The following is a 15682-nucleotide window of genomic DNA, read 5'->3' as shown; positions in this document are numbered from 1 at the left end:
CACCGCCCTCGATACATGACCGATAATGCACATTATGTCAACAGAAGGGCGCTGCATTCGAGAGGCGGTAGGTTTCGGCCCACGAACCTCCCGGCAGATCAGCTCACTGCGGTCGGCTGTTCCAAGGACGAGGCCAGCACTTCCACGAGGCGCTCGGCCGCGTCTTCGTCGCTGAGGTTCTGCGCCAGGGCGAGCTCCGAGGTGAGGATCTGGCGGGCCTTCTCCAGCATTCTCTTTTCGCCGGCGGACACGCCGCGGTCCTGGTCCCGACGCCAGAGGTCGCGCACGACCTCTGCGACGCGGTAAACGCTTCCACTTGCCATCTTCTCCTGGTTGGCCTTGTAACGGCGCGACCAGTTTCCGGGCTCTTCGACGAATTCCTCTACGACGACGGCATAGACGGCCTGCACGCCTTCGGCGTCGATCACGTCGCGCACGCCGACAAGGTCGATGTTCTCAACCGGCAGCTGGATGGTGAGTTCGCTCGTGTGCACCCTGAGGGTCATGAACTGCTTCTCGAGGCCCTTGATGGAGCGCTGCTCCAGGCCGGTGATGGTGACAGCACCGTGGTGCGGGTAGACGAGGGTTTCGCCGATTTGGATGTTCATAGTGGTGACCGTTTCTATTGAGTGAGACTGTGTGTCGGCGATGAATCAGGTGCCGGAGGTAATGAGCCAGGTGGGAAGCAAATTGACGAGTTCATCTACGATCTCGTCCGCGGAGGCCTCGAAGTCGCCGCCCATCCAAGACGTGATCAAACCCAGCGCCCCGGCGGCCGTGTACGTCGCAGCCATCTGAGCGTTGATACCATCGGGCACGAACCGCGGCATTGCTGCGGTCTCGACAACCCGCCGGGAATAGTCGCGAACGAGGCCGTCGTAGGTCGATCGGGTGAGCGGCAGTTCGCGCACCCTGGCGTAGAGCGGAGAGTGCGATGCGAGGTGTTCCACGAGACGGGTGTAGCCCGCTCGCGCGGCTCGTCGCCCAACCGGCCGGGTCTCCCCCGGGATCGGCGGCCCTGAGGAGGATATCCTCGCGAACTGCGTGCGCACTAGTTCGGAAGCCACGTCGTCCAGGCTCGAGAAGTGCGCATAAAACGAGCTGCGGCTTATGCCCGCTCCCCTGACGATATCCGTCACTGAGGCCGTCGCAGGCGCCGTCGCAGCAGGGGCGGACATCAGGTCTGCCACCGCTCCGAAAATCAGCTGACGGGTTCGCTCTGCTCGCGGATCCTTGAGCGAAAGCGTCGCGAGGGAGAGCGTTGCTTCGGTGCCTCCGGACGGCACGTTCGCGAGGGCCTTTTCCGGATGCATCAAATTAGTATAGCACTTCTCGGACAGGTGTCCGAGAAGTGTGAATCAGGGTGTGGATGGCGTGGAATTCGGCCTCGCGTGGATCACCATTCCGAGCTCGTTGACGGGCTCGAAGGCGTCCCTGTCCCAGGCCCCGGGGTGGGGAACGGGGCAATTCAGCACAGCGTTCCTGGTCGAGTGATCGATGAAGTGTTCACGCATCGGGCGGGCACACACGGGGCAGGCCTTGTCTCCCAATTCCTGGGCAAGGGTCCGGAGGCGTGCGTCGCCTCTGTCGGGTTCCATCTGTTCGACCATGCGTTTACCCTACGCCGAATTCGACAGGACCAACAGACTGTGCTATAGCGTATTTTCCCCAGCGTCGGATTCGCCGAATCCGGATTCCAGGAGTCCAGCGAGAGCCATCGCCGCCGCCTCAGCCTGGCTGCCCGAGCACGAGATCTCGGCCGTCATGCCCTGGCTCAGGCCCAGGGACATGATCCCCAGCAAGCTGGTCGCATCGGTACCGTTCACCGTCACGTGAGCCCGAAACGTGCTCGCGAGCGTCACGAACTCCGCGGCCGGCCGTGCGTGCAGTCCGTCTCGATTCACGAGCGTCACGCTGCGTGTCACCACGGGTGGCTCCCCCGGCACGCCCGGTGCGACTGATCGTGTTCCGGGCACCGTAGGGCCGAGGGCGGAACGTGCCGCGGCCACGACAGTGTCCAGATCTCCCCCGGACTGTGCGGCGACGGCCGCAGCGACCCCTCCCTCGATCAGCGGTGCGTCAACAATGCGAACGCGTGCCCGCACGGCTTCGTCCAGAAAATCCACGGCAGTTTCCGCAGTCAGGATGGCGGAACCGAGGTCGCACAGCACGACGACGCCGGAGCCCCCGTCGGCCGCGACGATCGCCTCACTCACGCGGCCAAAACTGGTGCCGATCCCCTCGTCATCTGTTCCCCCTGCGGGCATAAGCGGCACGGACCCGGCCATTTGTCGCGCCAGGTCAACGAGCCCTTCCGCGATTTTCGAGCTATGGGACACAAAAACGATGCCCACACCAGGTGTGCTTGTCGTCATGAGACGTCCGCAGCGTCGGCGGCGGCCCGCAGCAGCAGACGTGTCGACTCCGCCCCCGGATCGCGATGACCCCGTGCGCGCTCCCCCAGATAGCTGGCCCGCCCCTTGCGGGCCACGAGCGGCTCGGTTGCGACCGCGCCGCGGTCGGCGGCCTCGGCGGCCGCCCGCAGTAACGCAACAACATCCCCGCCGTCTTTCTGCACAGCGGCCGCGGCGATGACCGCCGGCGTCCACGCGTCCACCATGGTCTTGTCGCCGAGCTCGGCCTTGCCCCGAAGGACGATCCCGTCGCGTGCGGCCGTCAGTAGGGCCACGAGCGCCTGCGGATCGAGGCGATCCAGACCCCCGACCGCGATCGCTGCCTTCAGGAAGGCCGTCCCGTACAGCGGACCTGACGCGCCGCCGACGGTGCTGATGAGCGTTGTTGCCACGAGCTTGAGCACGTCGGCTGGACTCGCCTCCGCAGGCAGAGTGTCGAGCTTGCCTGCGACGGCTTCGAACCCGCGGTCCATGTTTTCACCGTGGTCACCATCACCGATGTCACGATCCAGGGTGTTCAGCTCAGCGCGGCGCGCAGAGACCACCTGCGCACTCAGTGTCATCCAGGCTGTCGCCCATGCCCCGGTCAGTGGCATGCGCTACCTTCCCCACCGCAGCGCAGAGGTCTGCACCGGCGCGTCCCAGAGCGTGATGAGCTCGTCATCGAGCTGAAGCACTGAGATCGAAGCGCCCTGCATGTCCAGGCTCGTGGTGTAGTTGCCCACGAGTGAACGGGCGACGACGACTCCCATTCCTGTGAGCACCTCTGCCGCGCGCCGGAACAAAATGTACAGCTCGATCTGGGGCGTCCCACCCATGCCGTTCACGAACAACAACACGCGGTCACCGGACGCAGGCGGAAGGTCCTCGAGTATCGGTTGGAGAAGTCGATCGACGACGGCGTCCGCAGGCTCCAGAGGGATGCGCGACCGGCCCGGCTCGCCATGGATTCCGATACCGATCTCAATCTCGTCTTCGGCGAGCACGAAACTCGGCTCCCCGGCGTGCGGCACCACACACGGTGTGAGGGCGACGCCCATCGACCGAACTCGAGCGTTGACCTTCTCGGCCACGGCGGTCACGGCCTGCAAGTCACCCCCGAGCTCAGCGGCCGCTCCAGCGATCTTTTCCACGAGCACCGTGCCAGCCACGCCTCGTCGTCCCGCGGTGTACAGCGAATCTTTGACCGCGACATCGTCGTTGGTGATGACGGTTCGCACCTCGATGTCGTCGAGCGACGCGAGATCCGCCGCCGTCTCAAAGTTGAGCACGTCGCCCGTGTAATTCTTGACGATGTGCAGCACGCCCGCGCCTCCGTCGACGGCCTTGGTCGCGGCAAGGATGGGGTCGGGGGTCGGCGATGTGAACACCGGTCCGGGGACGGCTGCGTCGAGCATTCCGATTCCCACGAAGCCCCCGTGCAGGGGCTCATGCCCGCTGCCGCCGCCGCTGACGATACCGACCTTCCCTCGCACCGGCGCGTCCTTGCGCACGATGAAAAGCGGCTCCTGTGACACGCGAATCAGGTCTGAGTGCGCGGCTTCAAAGCCCGCCACAGCCTCAGTCACAACATTCTTCGGATCGTTGATGAGTTTCTTCATGGTCATCCAATCTCTCAGGGGGAAGCGTGCAGACCTGACGGCCTAGAGCGGCGGCGCCATGCCCAACATACGCCGCCTGTTATGCCATGCGGGTGGCCGTGACCCATTCCTCGAGTTTCGCGGCGCCCGCCCCCGAGTCGATCGCGTCCGCCGCGACGAGCAGTTTGCTGCGGAAGCGGTCGAGGATCGCCACTTGAACCTGGGACGGATCGTTGGCGAGGTCGAATGCCACCAGACCGGCGGCGGCGTTGAGCAGAACTATGTCGCGAATGGGGCCGACGTCCCCGGCCAGCACGGAGTGCACCACACCCGCATTGTGCTCGGCATCCCCGCCTACGAGATCACTCATTTGGGAACGCTTGATCCCCAGGTCGCGTGGGTCGATGTCGTGCTCCGTCACGAGACCGCGAGAAACCTCCCACACGTGGCTGTGGCCGGTCGTGGTGAGTTCATCCAGGCCATCATCGCCGCGGAAGACCAGCGCCGTCGCCCCACGCGTCCGGAAGACGCCGACGAACAGCGGCACGCGGTCAAGGCTCGCCACGCCCACGGCGGATGCCTCCGGCCGGGCCGGGTTGCACAGCGGCCCCAGATAGTTGAAGACCGTCGGGATGCCGAGGTCTTTGCGCACGCCGGCCGCGTTTCCGAAACCCGGGTGGAATGCCGCGGCGTAGGCAAAGGTGATACCCGTTGATCGCAGAATCTCGGCGACCCGTCCCGCAGGGAGACCGAGGTCGATCCCGAGCGCCGCGAGAACGTCCGATGACCCGGATGCTGAGCTGGCGGCCCTGTTGCCGTGCTTGACGACGGGAACACCCACTGCGGCGCAGACGATGGACGCCATCGTCGAAATGTTCACGGTGCCGAACCTGTCGCCGCCGGTCCCCACGATGTCCAGTCCCATGGCATCGACATCGAGCGGAATCGCGTGGTCCAGGATCGCATCGCGGAATCCGACGATCTCATCCACCGTCTCCCCCTTGGCCCGGAGGGCAACCAGAAAGGCCGCCAGCTGCGCCGGTGTTGCCGCCCCCACCATGACCTGCTCCATGCACCAGGCGGCATCAGCAACGCTCAGGTCTTCGCCGTCAAGAAGGGCGGAAAGAATATTTGGCCAGGACTGCGATTCGAGCATGTCGCCAATCCTAGCGAAATGCCCGTTCTTCCCCGTATCCACGCGGGCAGGGGCCCCTGTTTAAGGGGAGCCTAACCCCGAGAAAATATCGACTCGCATGCCCGATTGAGAAAAAGCTGTGCGGATATCGGCCATAATGGAGGGGTGACCAGCACCTCAATTACTCAGACGGCCAATGCGCCCGTTGTGAACCGGCCTAACAGCGTGGCTGTGGGCACCATTGTGTGGCTGGGTAGCGAGGTGATGTTCTTCGCGGGACTCTTCGCCATCTATTTCACCCTTCGATCTACCTCCCCTGAGCTGTGGCTCTTCGAGGCTGATAAGCACAACTTCACCTTTGCGTTGATCAATACGCTCATCTTGGTGACCTCGTCCGTGACGTGCCAGTTCGGCGTGTTTGCGGCAGAACGACTGCAAGCACGCTCAACAGGCTGGAAGCTCAGCGAGTGGGGCATGGTGGAGTGGTTCTTCCTCACCTATGCGCTCGGCGCGATCTTCGTGACCGGTCAGATTTTCGAGTACGCGACTCTCGTATCCGAAGGCATCTCGCTCAGCTCGAACGCTTACGGCTCCGCCTTCTACATCACGACCGGATTCCACGGAATTCACGTGACGGCGGGATTGATCGCGTTCCTGCTCATCATTGGTCGCGGGTTCGCGGTCAAGAACTTCGGCCATAAGGAAGCGACCAGCGCCATCGTGGTCTCCTACTACTGGCACTTCGTCGACGTCGTCTGGATCGGGCTTTTCCTGGTCGTCTACGTTCTTAAATAAGAATCAGGAGCGGACACCTTCAGCATGAGCACGAATACCACCACCCCAGCTTCCCAGCCGCGCAAGGCCAAGAAGCAGCGCAAGACCGGTCGACGTCATCCCCTGGCCAGCGTCGCACTAATTGCCATCGGACTGCTCTTCACGGGCGCAGGCTATGCAGCACTCAGCACGAACTCGGCGACCGCACAATCTGACGCCACTTCGCAGCAGACCATCACCGAGGGTGAGAAGCTGTTTGCTGCCAACTGCGCAACCTGTCATGGCCTCGATCTCGAAGGTTCCAGCGAAGCTCCCAGCCTCATCGGCGTCGGCGCGGCCTCGGTCGACTTCCAGGTCGGGACCGGACGCATGCCCATGCAGATGCAGGGCCCGCAGGCGCAGAAGAAGCCCGTTCAGTTCACCGAGGAGCAGACGGCAGCCCTTGCGGCGTACGTTGCCTCCCTCGCACCAGGTCCGGCCATTCCCACCGGCGAAGTGCTTGACGGAGCCGGCGATGCCGCCAACGGAGCCGAGCTGTTCCGCATCAACTGTGCGATGTGCCACAACGTGGCCGGCGCGGGTGGAGCCTTGACGGAGGGCAAGTTTGCCCCCGCCATCAAGAATGTCTCCGCGGCACACATCTACGAGGCCATGGTCACCGGCCCGCAGAACATGCCCGTGTTCAACGACATGAACGTGTCGGCCGAGGGCAAGCGCGACATCATCACGTACCTCAAGTACGTCGAGAACAACCCGTCACCGGGCGGACTTGCCCTTGGATCTCTGGGTCCCGTTGCGGAAGGTCTGTTCATCTGGATCTTCGGACTGGGTACCATTGTGGCCCTGACCGTGTGGATCACAGCCAAGTCGAACTGATCGGTTTCTCGTGCGACACAGCATTACATTGACAGCTGGTAAGAAGGAGAACAATGGCCAAGGACGATAACGGCGCGGAGCACGAAACCGCCGCCGCCTCGTCGAGCGTCGTGCGTGCGGATACGTCTGCAGGTACCGGCGTCGTCGTGCGGAATGCGCTAGAGAACCCGGGGTTCCCGCCGCACCGCCCCCGCATCACGGATCTCAATCCCAAGGAAGAGCGCAAGGCCGAGCGAGCTGTCTACACGCTCTTCTACCTCTCGATCGTCGGCAGCGTGTTCGCCATCGCAGCGTACATGGCGTTCCCGATCTCTGCCGAGGACCCGGGCTCCGTTCGACTCAACAACCTCTTCATCGGTCTTGGACTCTCGCTAGCCCTGCTCGCGCTGGGCATCGGTGCCGTTCACTGGGGCAAGGCCCTGATGTCTGACCACGAGGGCGTCGACGAACGCCACCCGGTTCGTGGCACGGACGAGGTACGAGCTCGGGCCGTAGAGGTTTTCCAGCAGGCCAACGACGAGTCCGGCTTCGGCCGTCGCACGCTCATCCGCAATAGTCTCATCGGTGCCCTCATCGCTTTCCCGCTTCCCGCGGTTGTGCTTTTCCGCGGCCTCGGCCCGCAGGACCTGGATCCGGTGGCCCTGCTCAACGAGACCATGTGGAAAAAGGGAACGCGCCTGGCGCTGGACCCCAGCGGAACTCCGATCAAGGCCGCCGACCTCACCCTCGGCTCGTCTTTCCACGTGATCCCTGAAGGCCTGGCCGAGATGGGCCACGGTCGTCTGGAGGAAAAGGCCAAGGCGGCCGTGCTTCTGATGCGCCTCAATCCGGACCTCCTGATCGAGACCCCGGAGCGAGCAGGCTGGTCCTACCAGGGCATCGTCGCATACTCCAAGATCTGCACCCACGTCGGCTGCCCCGTTGCCCTGTATGAGCAGCAGACGCACCACCTGTTGTGCCCGTGCCATCAATCACAATTCGACGTCACGAACCACTGTGAGGTCATCTTCGGCCCGGCCAAGCGTGCCCTGCCGCAGTTGCCCATCACCGTCGACGCCGAAGGTTACCTCATCGCGCAGAGCGATTTCACTGAACCGGTCGGTCCGAGCTTCTGGGAGCGTAAATGACCTCGTTAGACACCCGCAAAAACGCCGAGGTCAAGAAGTCATCCGGCTTCACCGCTTCAGCAGCTAACTACATCGACGAACGCACGAGCATTTCCGGTGCGGTCAAGGAGCTCGGTCGGAAGATTTTTCCTGACCACTGGTCCTTCCTGCTCGGCGAGGTGGCGCTATACAGCTTTGTCATCATCCTGCTTTCCGGTTCGTTCCTCACCTTCTTCTTCCAGGCGTCCATGGTTCCCGTGGACTATGAAGGTTCGTACGCGCCACTGAAGGGCATTGAGATGTCGGCGGCCATGGCCTCTTCCCTCGACATATCCTTCGACATCCGTGGCGGGCTCCTGATGCGTCAGGTTCACCACTGGGCGGCATTGCTGTTCGTGGCGGCCATCGGCCTGCACATGTTGCGCATCTACTTCACGGGAGCATTCCGCAAGCCGCGCGAGCTGAACTGGGTGATCGGTTTCATCCTCTTCATCCTGGCGATGGCCGAGGGCTTCACGGGCTACTCCCTCCCCGATGACCTGCTGTCCGGCAACGGCCTCCGTATCATCGACGGCATCATCAAGGGCATACCCGTAGCAGGCACGTGGATCTCCTTCCTGCTCTTCGGCGGAGAGTTCCCCGGAGTCGACATTGTCGGGCGGCTGTATTCACTGCATATCCTGATCCTGCCGGCCATCATCGTGGCTTTGATCGCGATGCACCTCCTGTTTGTCGTCGTCCACAAGCACACCCAGTACCCGTCCGCTGGACACACCAACCAGAACGTTGTCGGTTATCCAGTGCTTCCGGTCTACGCGGCCAAGGCCGGTGGTTTCTTCTTCATCGTCTTCGGCGTCGTGATGCTGATCGCCTCGCTGTTCACGATCAACCCCATCTGGAACTACGGTCCGTATGACCCCTCACCGGTTTCGGCCGGTACCCAGCCGGACTGGTATATCGGTTTTGCCGATGGTGCTCTCCGCCTTATTCCGCCGGGGTGGGAGTTCGTCTGGCTCAACCACACGTACTCCCTGAACATCCTGGTGCCGCTGGTCGTTATCGGAATCTTCATCGTTTTGGTACTGATCTACCCGTTTATCGAAGCGTGGATCACCGGAGACAAGCGTGAGCACCACGTGCTCGACCGTCCGCGCAACGCCCCGACCCGTACCGCGATCGGCGCAGCCGGTGTCACGTTCTACGCCGGACTGTGGGCCGCAGCGTCGTCAGACATCATTGCGACGCACTTCCGCGTCACGATGGAGGGCGTCATTCACTCCCTCCAGGCGATCACCATCCTGGGTCCGGTTGTCGCGTACTTCATCACGAAGCGAGTGTGTCTCGCTCTCATGAAGAAGGATCGCGAGATCGTGCTTCACGGGTACGAGTCTGGCCGTATTGTTCGGCTTCCTGGTGGCGAGTTCATCGAAGTTCACCAGCCGGTGGACGAGTATGAGCGCTGGAAGCTGGTCAGCTACAACGACTTCAAGCCGCTCATGACCCGCCCGAACGCTCAGGGCAAGATCACCGTGGTCGAGAAGGTGCGTGCCGGCTTGTCCAGGTGGTTCTTCGAAGACCGGATCACGCCGGTGAGCCAGGCCGAACTTAGTCAGGCTCACGGAGATCACCAGACGGAGATCACCGAGAAGTAGGAAGTTCAACTCCAGCCAGATCGGGCATCGATGTCACTCCAGACGCTATCGGAGTGGCTTCGGTGCCCGAACTGTTCTCTCCCCCTCGGTGTCGGCGAAGGCCTGACATTCACGTGCCCGACTGGGCACTCCTTTGACGTCAACAAACGCGGGTACGCAACGATGCTTCCCGGTGCGCGTAAATTCATCGGTGACAGTGCCGTCATGCTCGACGCGCGCGACAACTTCCAGTCAGCCGGTTGGTACGAGGCCCTTGAGCGCACCGTCGCACTCACCGTCGCCGCCGAGCATCCAGAGCGGATCCTCGATGTCGGTTGCGGCACCGGCTACTACCTCCGCGGCGCTCTGGCTGCTGTGGGCGACAGCGCGCGTGCCCTGGGCATGGACCTCTCCCCCGCAGCCGTTTCACGCGCTGCGCGATCATCGGACCGCATAGATGGTCTCGTGGCTGATGTGTGGTCCCTGCTGCCCATCCGCGACGGCGCGGCAAACGTCATCCTCAATGTCTTCGCTCCCCGCAACGCTGCCGAGTTCCACCGGGTGCTTCGTCAGGGAGGGCTCCTGCTGGTCGTGGTTCCACAACAGGAACACCTTCAGGAACTCCGTAAGGCGGGCCTAGCCCTCGATATTCAGCCGGATAAGGCACAGCACCTCACCGGGGGGCTCGCAGCACACTTCACTCTGGAATCCCGTCAGGGGCTGTCTGAGCAGCTGAACCTTCCGGCCCCAGCCGTCGCCGCTCTGATCGGAATGGGGCCGTCAGCGCACCACTCAGGCGCCGTGGGCACTGCCCCGGCCACAGCGGGCACGCCCGCTCTTCGCGCGGTGACTGCGGCGTTCGATCTCTTCAGCTTCCGGCGGCGAGACAACACGCCGTGAACACAAAAAACTGCCGACCTTCGAAGTGAAGGTCGGCAGTATTTCTATGCGGTGTCTCTTAGCGGGCGAACAGGCCTCGGTAGTACTCGTAGACCCAGCCGACCAGGCCGATGAGTCCAAAGGCGAGGCCGATGTACGCGACCCAGAAGCCCACGGCGAGCCCCAGGAACACAAGCGCTGCGGCGGCGGCGAGCACGATGGGCCACCAGCTCCACGGGCTGAAGAATCCAGCCTCGGGGTCGCCATCATCGATGTTGCCGTCCAGCCGGTCCTCGGGGGCTTCCCCACCCTGTGCGGTGTAGACCTTGCCCAGGTAGAAACCGATGAAGGCTGCAAGAAGCGCGCTCAGGGCCAACATGAACGTGCCAGCCCACTCGATGGCCGCGTGCATGGGATCCAGCAGACTCCACGCGACGTAGATCACTGTCACCACGGCGAAGAACACGGCCAGGCCCCAGAAGAGGCGTGCATTGGTTCTCATTTACTTCACCTTGTTCGATGTGGCGTCATAGGTCGGGGAATCGGGCGCGTCCTTGATCGCACCGATGCCGACGGGAAGTCCGGCCTCCGGGTGATTCAGATCAAACGCCGGTCGCTCCGAGCGAATGCGCGGGATGGACGTGAAGTTGTGACGCGGCGGCGGGCAGGACGTGGCCCACTCGAGTGACGATCCATAACCCCAGGGGTCGTTGACCGTGACCTTGGGTGCCTTGCGGGCGGTGATGTAGACGTTCAGGAAGAACGGGATCATCGAGACGGCGAGGATCATGGCTCCGACCGTGGACACCTGGTTCATCCAGGTGAACCCATCGTCAGGAGAGTACGTCGCGTACCGGCGAGGCATGCCCACGACTCCGAGCCAATGCTGGATGAGGAAGGTCGTGTGGAAGCCGATGAACAGCAACCAGAAGTGCCACTTGCCCAAGCTTTCGTTGAGCATCTTTCCGGTGAATTTCGGCCACCAGAAGTAGAAGCCACTGAACATCGCGAATACGACGGTACCGAAGATCACGTAGTGGAAGTGTGCAACGACGAAGTACGTGTCGGAGACGTGAAAGTCGAGCGGAGGAGAGGCCAGAATAACGCCGGTCAGTCCACCGAAGGTGAAGGTCACCAGGAAGCCGAGGGCCCAGAGCATCGGGGTTTCGAACGTTACTGACCCTCGCCACATGGTGCCGATCCAGTTGAAGATCTTCACTCCAGTGGGAACTGCGATCAGCATAGTCATGAGCGAGAAGAACGGCAGAAGTACCGAGCCGGTCACGTACATGTGGTGAGCCCACACCGACACGGACAGGGCCGCGATGGAAATGGTGGCGTAGATGAGCGTCTTGTAACCGAACATGGGCTTGCGGCTGAAGACCGGGAAAACCTCGGAGACGATGCCGAAGAACGGCAAGGCAATGATGTAGACCTCGGGGTGGCCGAAGAACCAGAACAGGTGTTGCCAGAGGATCGCTCCACCGTTCGCAGGGTCGTAGATGTGCGAACCGAAGATACGGTCCGAAGCTGCGGCCAGCATAGCCGCGGCAAGGACAGGGAAGACCATGAGCGCGAGAAGGGCGGTGATGAGGGAGTTCCAGGTGAACACCGGCATACGCCACATCGTCATGCCCGGAGCACGCATCGTGATGATCGTGGTGATGAAGTTGACGGAACCGAGGATGGTTCCGAAACCGGATAGGCCGAGCCCGACCATCCAGAGGTTTCCACCGACGCCCGGCGAGAACGTCGTACTCGCCAGCGGTTGGTAGGCGAACCAGCCGAACGAGGCCGCGCCCTGCGGGGTCAGGAAGCCGGCTACGGCGATGAGGCTTCCGAAGTTGAAGAACCAGTAAGCCAGGGCGTTCAGGCGCGGGAAGGCAACGTCGGGAGCTCCGATTTGGAGGGGCACGAGGAAGTTGGCGAATCCGAAGAACAGCGGGGTCGCGAACATGAGCAGCATGATCGTGCCGTGCATGGTGAAGAGCTGGTTGTACTGCTCTTTGGTCTGCACAACTTCGAGGCCTGGCGCGAACAACTGCGCCCGGATGATGAGCGCCATGACGCCACCGATGCAGAAGTAGATGAACGAGGTAATCAGGTACATGTACCCGATCACCTTGTGGTCAGTGGACGTAATCCACTTGACGAGGACGTTGCCCTTGCGTTCCGCGGAATCGGAGACCGGGGTCTCCATTCGTGTGATGGTCGTGCTCATGGCCTACTTGCCCTCCTGAGCCGTGGGTGCGCCGGTGCCCGGCAGGTTTTGTTGGCGGTTGAAGTCGTTGTCGATCTGACCGGTGTTTCCGGCGGCACGGAGCGACTGGATGTACGCGTCATAGTCCGCCTGGGAGACAACCTTTGTGTTGAAGAGCATGAGCGAGTGGTACTCGCCGCACAGTTCCGCACACTTTCCGGCGTAGGTGCCGATGCGCTCCGGGATGACCGACATGTAGTTGGTCTTTCCGGGAATGATGTCCTTCTTGTACAGGAAGTCAATGATCCAGAAGGAGTGGATGACGTCGCGAGATTCGAGCTTGAACTCGACCTTCTGGTTCACCGGCAGCACGAGGGTCGGCAGTTCGTCCTCGAGTCGTGCGCCAGGTTCGCCGTCCGGGTCGGCCTGCGCCTGAACACCTGCGGAGTAGACGTCTTCGTTCACATAGTTGAAGTCCCAGGCCCACTGTTTGGCCTGCACCTCAATGGTGACGTCAGGGTTTTCAAACCGCGATTCAATGGCGATCTGGTCCCGAACGGTGAAGGCGAAGAATCCGACGACAAGAATGAGGGGCACGATCGTGTAGAAAATCTCGATCGGCATGTTGTAGCGGAGCTGCACAGGAAGTCCGGTCTGTCCCTTGCGTCGTCGGTAGACGATCACGGCCCACAGGATGAGCCCCCACGTGATGATGCCGACGATGAGGAGCACGATCCACGACGTGGTCCATAGACCGGCCACGCGTTCGGTCTGGTTAGTCACCGCCGGTTGACCTTCTTCAAAACCGGGGAGATAGCCATGTAGCTGGGCCTGCGTGCAGCCGGCGAGAACAATGACTAGCGTCGCTGCAAGCGGAAATGCAGCCCATCGGAGACGGTGGTTAATGCGCACCGGGGACCTTTCGGGAGATTCGAGGACACTTCTCAGGAAGTGCTTTGACCGATTCCTAGCCTACTCCGCGGGAGGCGGTCTTCCGTGCACGCCTCGGGGCAAGTCGACTTCCAATGTGCTCGGAGCCGGGTGAGAGCCTCGGGATAACGCGAAAGGAGATCATCCACACGTGGATGATCTCCCGAATGTCGCAGATATTCAGTTAGCTGAATGAATCCCCACAGGCGCAGCTGCCACCCGCATTGGGGTTGTCGATGGTGAAGCCCTGCTTCTCGATGGTGTCTTCGAAATTGATGTTGGCACCGTCAAGGTACGGAACACTCATTTTGTCGACAACGACACCCACTCCATCGAAATCCACGACGGCGTCACCCTCGAGGACTCGTTCGTCGAAGTAAAGCTGGTAGATCAAGCCGGAGCATCCGCCAGGCTGCACCGCTACACGCAGGCGCAGGTCCTCGCGGCCCTCCTGCGCGAGAAGGCTGCGAACCTTGGCGGCAGCGACATCGCTGAGGCCAACACCATGGGCTGCGGTGCTGGTCGTGTCGGTCATGGTGTCAGTCATGGTTCTCCTTGGTGCTCGCGTGGTGCGGCGGTCTAAAGGTGTCGTGCGCGAGTGACTCGCGCACTGAAGAATTCAGGGTCAATTCTACCTCGCTGAACGCTGGTGGGCCCGGGGACATTCCCAGCTCGGGGTTTTGTTTACCGCTAGTGCCCCGTGCGGCGATTGAGACGGGCCAAAAGCAGCGATTCAGAGAGGACGGCTCGCTTGAAGACTCCGAGATGCAGCGACTCGTTGGGACTGTGCGCCCTGGAATCCGGGTCCTCCACCCCAGTGACAAGGATCTGAGCCTCGGGAAAGACCCGCACCAGATCGGAGATGAAAGGAATTGAGCCTCCCACACCGATGTCGACGGGGGCGACTCCCCACGCGTCGTTCATCGCCTTCCGGGCTTCGGCGACTGCCCAGCCCGTCGTTTCAACCAGGAAAGGCTCACCGCAATCCACGTCCGAGATGTCGATGTGCGCCCCGAAGGGGGCGTGCGAACGAAGATGCGCTTCGAGCGCTGCCGCTGCCTCGTCGGCCTTCTGGCCCGGAGCGATCCGGCAGCTGAGGCGTACCGTGATGCAGGGCGACAGAGTGTTAGACGCGTTGTCCACCGACGGGGCGTCGATGCCGGTCACAGTGATGGCCGGTTGAGACCAAATTCGGCTCAGGATGGAGCCGTGTCCGATGGGCGACACGCCGTCGAGCAGCCCGGTTTCCGCGCGCAACTGCTCCTCGGAGTAGTCGGGCGTCTGGCCGGGGTGGCTGGTGAGACCGGCCACGGCGACGGAGCCGTCCGAATTGTAGAGGGTGGCCAGCAGCGTGATGGTGGCCATCATGGCATCAGGGACTGCTCCCCCGAACATTCCAGAGTGCGACGCATGATCAAGCGTGCGAACCTCGAGGCGAAGCGTCACGTTTCCGCGCAGCCCAGTTGTCAGCGCCGGCGTGGAAACGTCCCAGTTGTTTGAGTCGGCGACGACGATGACGTCGCCGCGGAGGGCATCTCTGTTCTCGTCCAGGAATGTGGCGAAGGAGCGACTGCCGAATTCCTCTTCTCCCTCAATGAACAGGGCCAGCCCGAGTTCGAAATCACTTCCGGCCGCTTCGACGAGGGCACGGATCGACGCTATGTGCGCCATGACACCGGCCTTGTCGTCGGCCGCGCCGCGGCCGTACAGGCGATCACCTCGAACCGTGGGTTCGAATGGCGGGGAGTCCCAGTCGCCGTCCAAACCGGGAGGCTGCACGTCGTGGTGGGCGTAGAGCAGCACGGTCGGCCGGCCGTTTCGGGCGGCACGTGTGGCGAGAACAGCGGGTTGGCCCAGTTCGTCGCCCCCGGGAATTCCCGCCTGCTTGATCTGGACCGAGTCGAAAACCTGGAGATCGCGTGCCAGCTGTGCGACGGCTTCAGCACTCTGCAGCACAGTTGCCCTGTCGAATGCCGACCAGGCCACGGAGGGAATCCGCACGAGGGCACACAGCTCCGCGATGGTCGAGGGAAGGCCGCGTTCGACCGCCACACGCACCGCAGAATCGTCGTTCTCTGTCGGGTCTACCTGTGTCTCCACAGCATTTGTCAGTGAGTTATCCGTCATACGGGTAATCTTAAGGCACCCAATTGCAAG

Annotated in this window: 17 protein-coding genes and 1 pseudogene; 6 read left to right on the top strand and 12 right to left on the bottom strand. The window is 62.4% G+C overall.

Annotated elements, in window-relative coordinates; genetic code table 11:
* Positions 1–98 precede the first annotated feature (98 nt).
* The 7 genes from BJ997_RS08590 to trpD form a co-directional block, all read right to left on the bottom strand.
* Positions 99–608, bottom strand: coding sequence for a CarD family transcriptional regulator (locus BJ997_RS08590; RefSeq protein ID WP_035837100.1), 510 nt, complete (start codon positions 606–608; stop codon positions 99–101).
* A gap of 45 nt (positions 609–653) precedes the next feature.
* Entirely contained in the window at positions 654–1313 is a 660-nt protein-coding gene (locus tag BJ997_RS08585) for a TetR/AcrR family transcriptional regulator (RefSeq protein ID WP_035837101.1), read from the bottom strand.
* A 45-nt stretch (positions 1314–1358) separates the two neighbouring features.
* Positions 1359–1610: a hypothetical protein gene (locus BJ997_RS08580; RefSeq protein ID WP_183323371.1), complete on the bottom strand. Its 252-nt coding sequence runs from the start codon at positions 1608–1610 to the stop codon at positions 1359–1361.
* Positions 1611–1652: 42 nt separating this feature from the next.
* Positions 1653–2375, bottom strand: a complete 723-nt coding sequence (dhaM, locus tag BJ997_RS08575) for a dihydroxyacetone kinase phosphoryl donor subunit DhaM (protein WP_035837102.1) — start codon at positions 2373–2375, stop codon at positions 1653–1655.
* Positions 2372–3010 carry a dihydroxyacetone kinase subunit DhaL gene (dhaL, locus tag BJ997_RS08570; RefSeq protein WP_035837103.1) on the bottom strand — a complete coding sequence of 213 codons (639 nt, stop codon included), beginning with the start codon at positions 3008–3010 and terminating at the stop codon, positions 2372–2374. Before dhaL ends, dhaM begins: the two co-directional genes overlap by 4 nt.
* Positions 3011–3013: 3 nt before the next feature.
* Complete coding sequence (gene dhaK, locus BJ997_RS08565; RefSeq protein WP_035837118.1) at positions 3014–4015, bottom strand: dihydroxyacetone kinase subunit DhaK; 1002 nt, start codon at positions 4013–4015, stop codon at positions 3014–3016.
* 79 nt (positions 4016–4094) lie between these two features.
* Positions 4095–5150 (bottom strand): anthranilate phosphoribosyltransferase, encoded by a 1056-nt coding sequence (gene trpD, locus BJ997_RS08560; RefSeq protein ID WP_035837104.1) that lies wholly within the window; start codon positions 5148–5150, stop codon positions 4095–4097.
* Positions 5151–5294: 144 nt separating this feature from the next.
* Here trpD and ctaE point away from each other — a divergent pair, with 144 nt between their 5' ends.
* The 6 genes and pseudogenes from ctaE (at position 5295) to BJ997_RS08535 (ending at position 10416) form a co-directional block, all read left to right on the top strand.
* A complete protein-coding gene (gene ctaE, locus BJ997_RS08555) occupies positions 5295–5924 on the top strand; it encodes an aa3-type cytochrome oxidase subunit III (RefSeq protein WP_183323369.1) in 630 nt (209 codons plus the stop codon).
* 24 nt (positions 5925–5948) lie between these two features.
* Entirely contained in the window at positions 5949–6779 is an 831-nt protein-coding gene (gene qcrC / locus BJ997_RS08550) for a cytochrome bc1 complex diheme cytochrome c subunit (RefSeq protein ID WP_035837105.1), read from the top strand.
* Between the two features lie 53 nt (positions 6780–6832).
* A complete protein-coding gene (qcrA, locus tag BJ997_RS08545; protein WP_035837106.1) occupies positions 6833–7906 on the top strand; it encodes a cytochrome bc1 complex Rieske iron-sulfur subunit in 1074 nt (357 codons plus the stop codon).
* Positions 7903–9537, top strand: a complete 1635-nt coding sequence (gene qcrB, locus BJ997_RS08540; protein WP_035837107.1) for a cytochrome bc1 complex cytochrome b subunit — start codon at positions 7903–7905, stop codon at positions 9535–9537. Before qcrA ends, qcrB begins: the two co-directional genes overlap by 4 nt.
* Before the next feature lie 30 nt (positions 9538–9567).
* Positions 9568–9708, top strand: a pseudogene (locus tag BJ997_RS22095) (putative RNA methyltransferase); the annotation flags it as partial.
* Positions 9709–9741: 33 nt separating this feature from the next.
* Entirely contained in the window at positions 9742–10416 is a 675-nt protein-coding gene (locus tag BJ997_RS08535; protein WP_160175886.1) for a methyltransferase domain-containing protein, read from the top strand.
* A 58-nt stretch (positions 10417–10474) separates the two neighbouring features.
* Here the strand turns inward: BJ997_RS08535 and ctaF are convergent, their stop codons facing one another.
* From ctaF to BJ997_RS08510, 5 genes are all read right to left on the bottom strand, one after another.
* Positions 10475–10897, bottom strand: a complete 423-nt coding sequence (ctaF, locus tag BJ997_RS08530; protein ID WP_035837109.1) for an aa3-type cytochrome oxidase subunit IV — start codon at positions 10895–10897, stop codon at positions 10475–10477.
* Positions 10898–12616 carry an aa3-type cytochrome oxidase subunit I gene (gene ctaD, locus BJ997_RS08525; RefSeq protein ID WP_052542334.1) on the bottom strand — a complete coding sequence of 573 codons (1719 nt, stop codon included), beginning with the start codon at positions 12614–12616 and terminating at the stop codon, positions 10898–10900.
* A gap of 3 nt (positions 12617–12619) precedes the next feature.
* On the bottom strand, positions 12620–13507 hold the full coding sequence (gene ctaC / locus BJ997_RS08520; protein ID WP_035837110.1) for an aa3-type cytochrome oxidase subunit II: 888 nt from the start codon (positions 13505–13507) through the stop codon (positions 12620–12622).
* Between the two features lie 202 nt (positions 13508–13709).
* Positions 13710–14060 (bottom strand): HesB/IscA family protein, encoded by a 351-nt coding sequence (locus BJ997_RS08515; protein ID WP_035837121.1) that lies wholly within the window; start codon positions 14058–14060, stop codon positions 13710–13712.
* Between the two features lie 155 nt (positions 14061–14215).
* On the bottom strand, positions 14216–15652 hold the full coding sequence (locus tag BJ997_RS08510) for a dipeptidase (protein ID WP_035837111.1): 1437 nt from the start codon (positions 15650–15652) through the stop codon (positions 14216–14218).
* Positions 15653–15682 lie beyond the last annotated feature (30 nt).

This window comes from Cryobacterium roopkundense (genome assembly GCF_014200405.1).
GTDB lineage: Bacteria > Actinomycetota > Actinomycetes > Actinomycetales > Microbacteriaceae > Cryobacterium > Cryobacterium roopkundense.
This window is presented reverse-complemented; position numbering and strand designations above follow the sequence as displayed.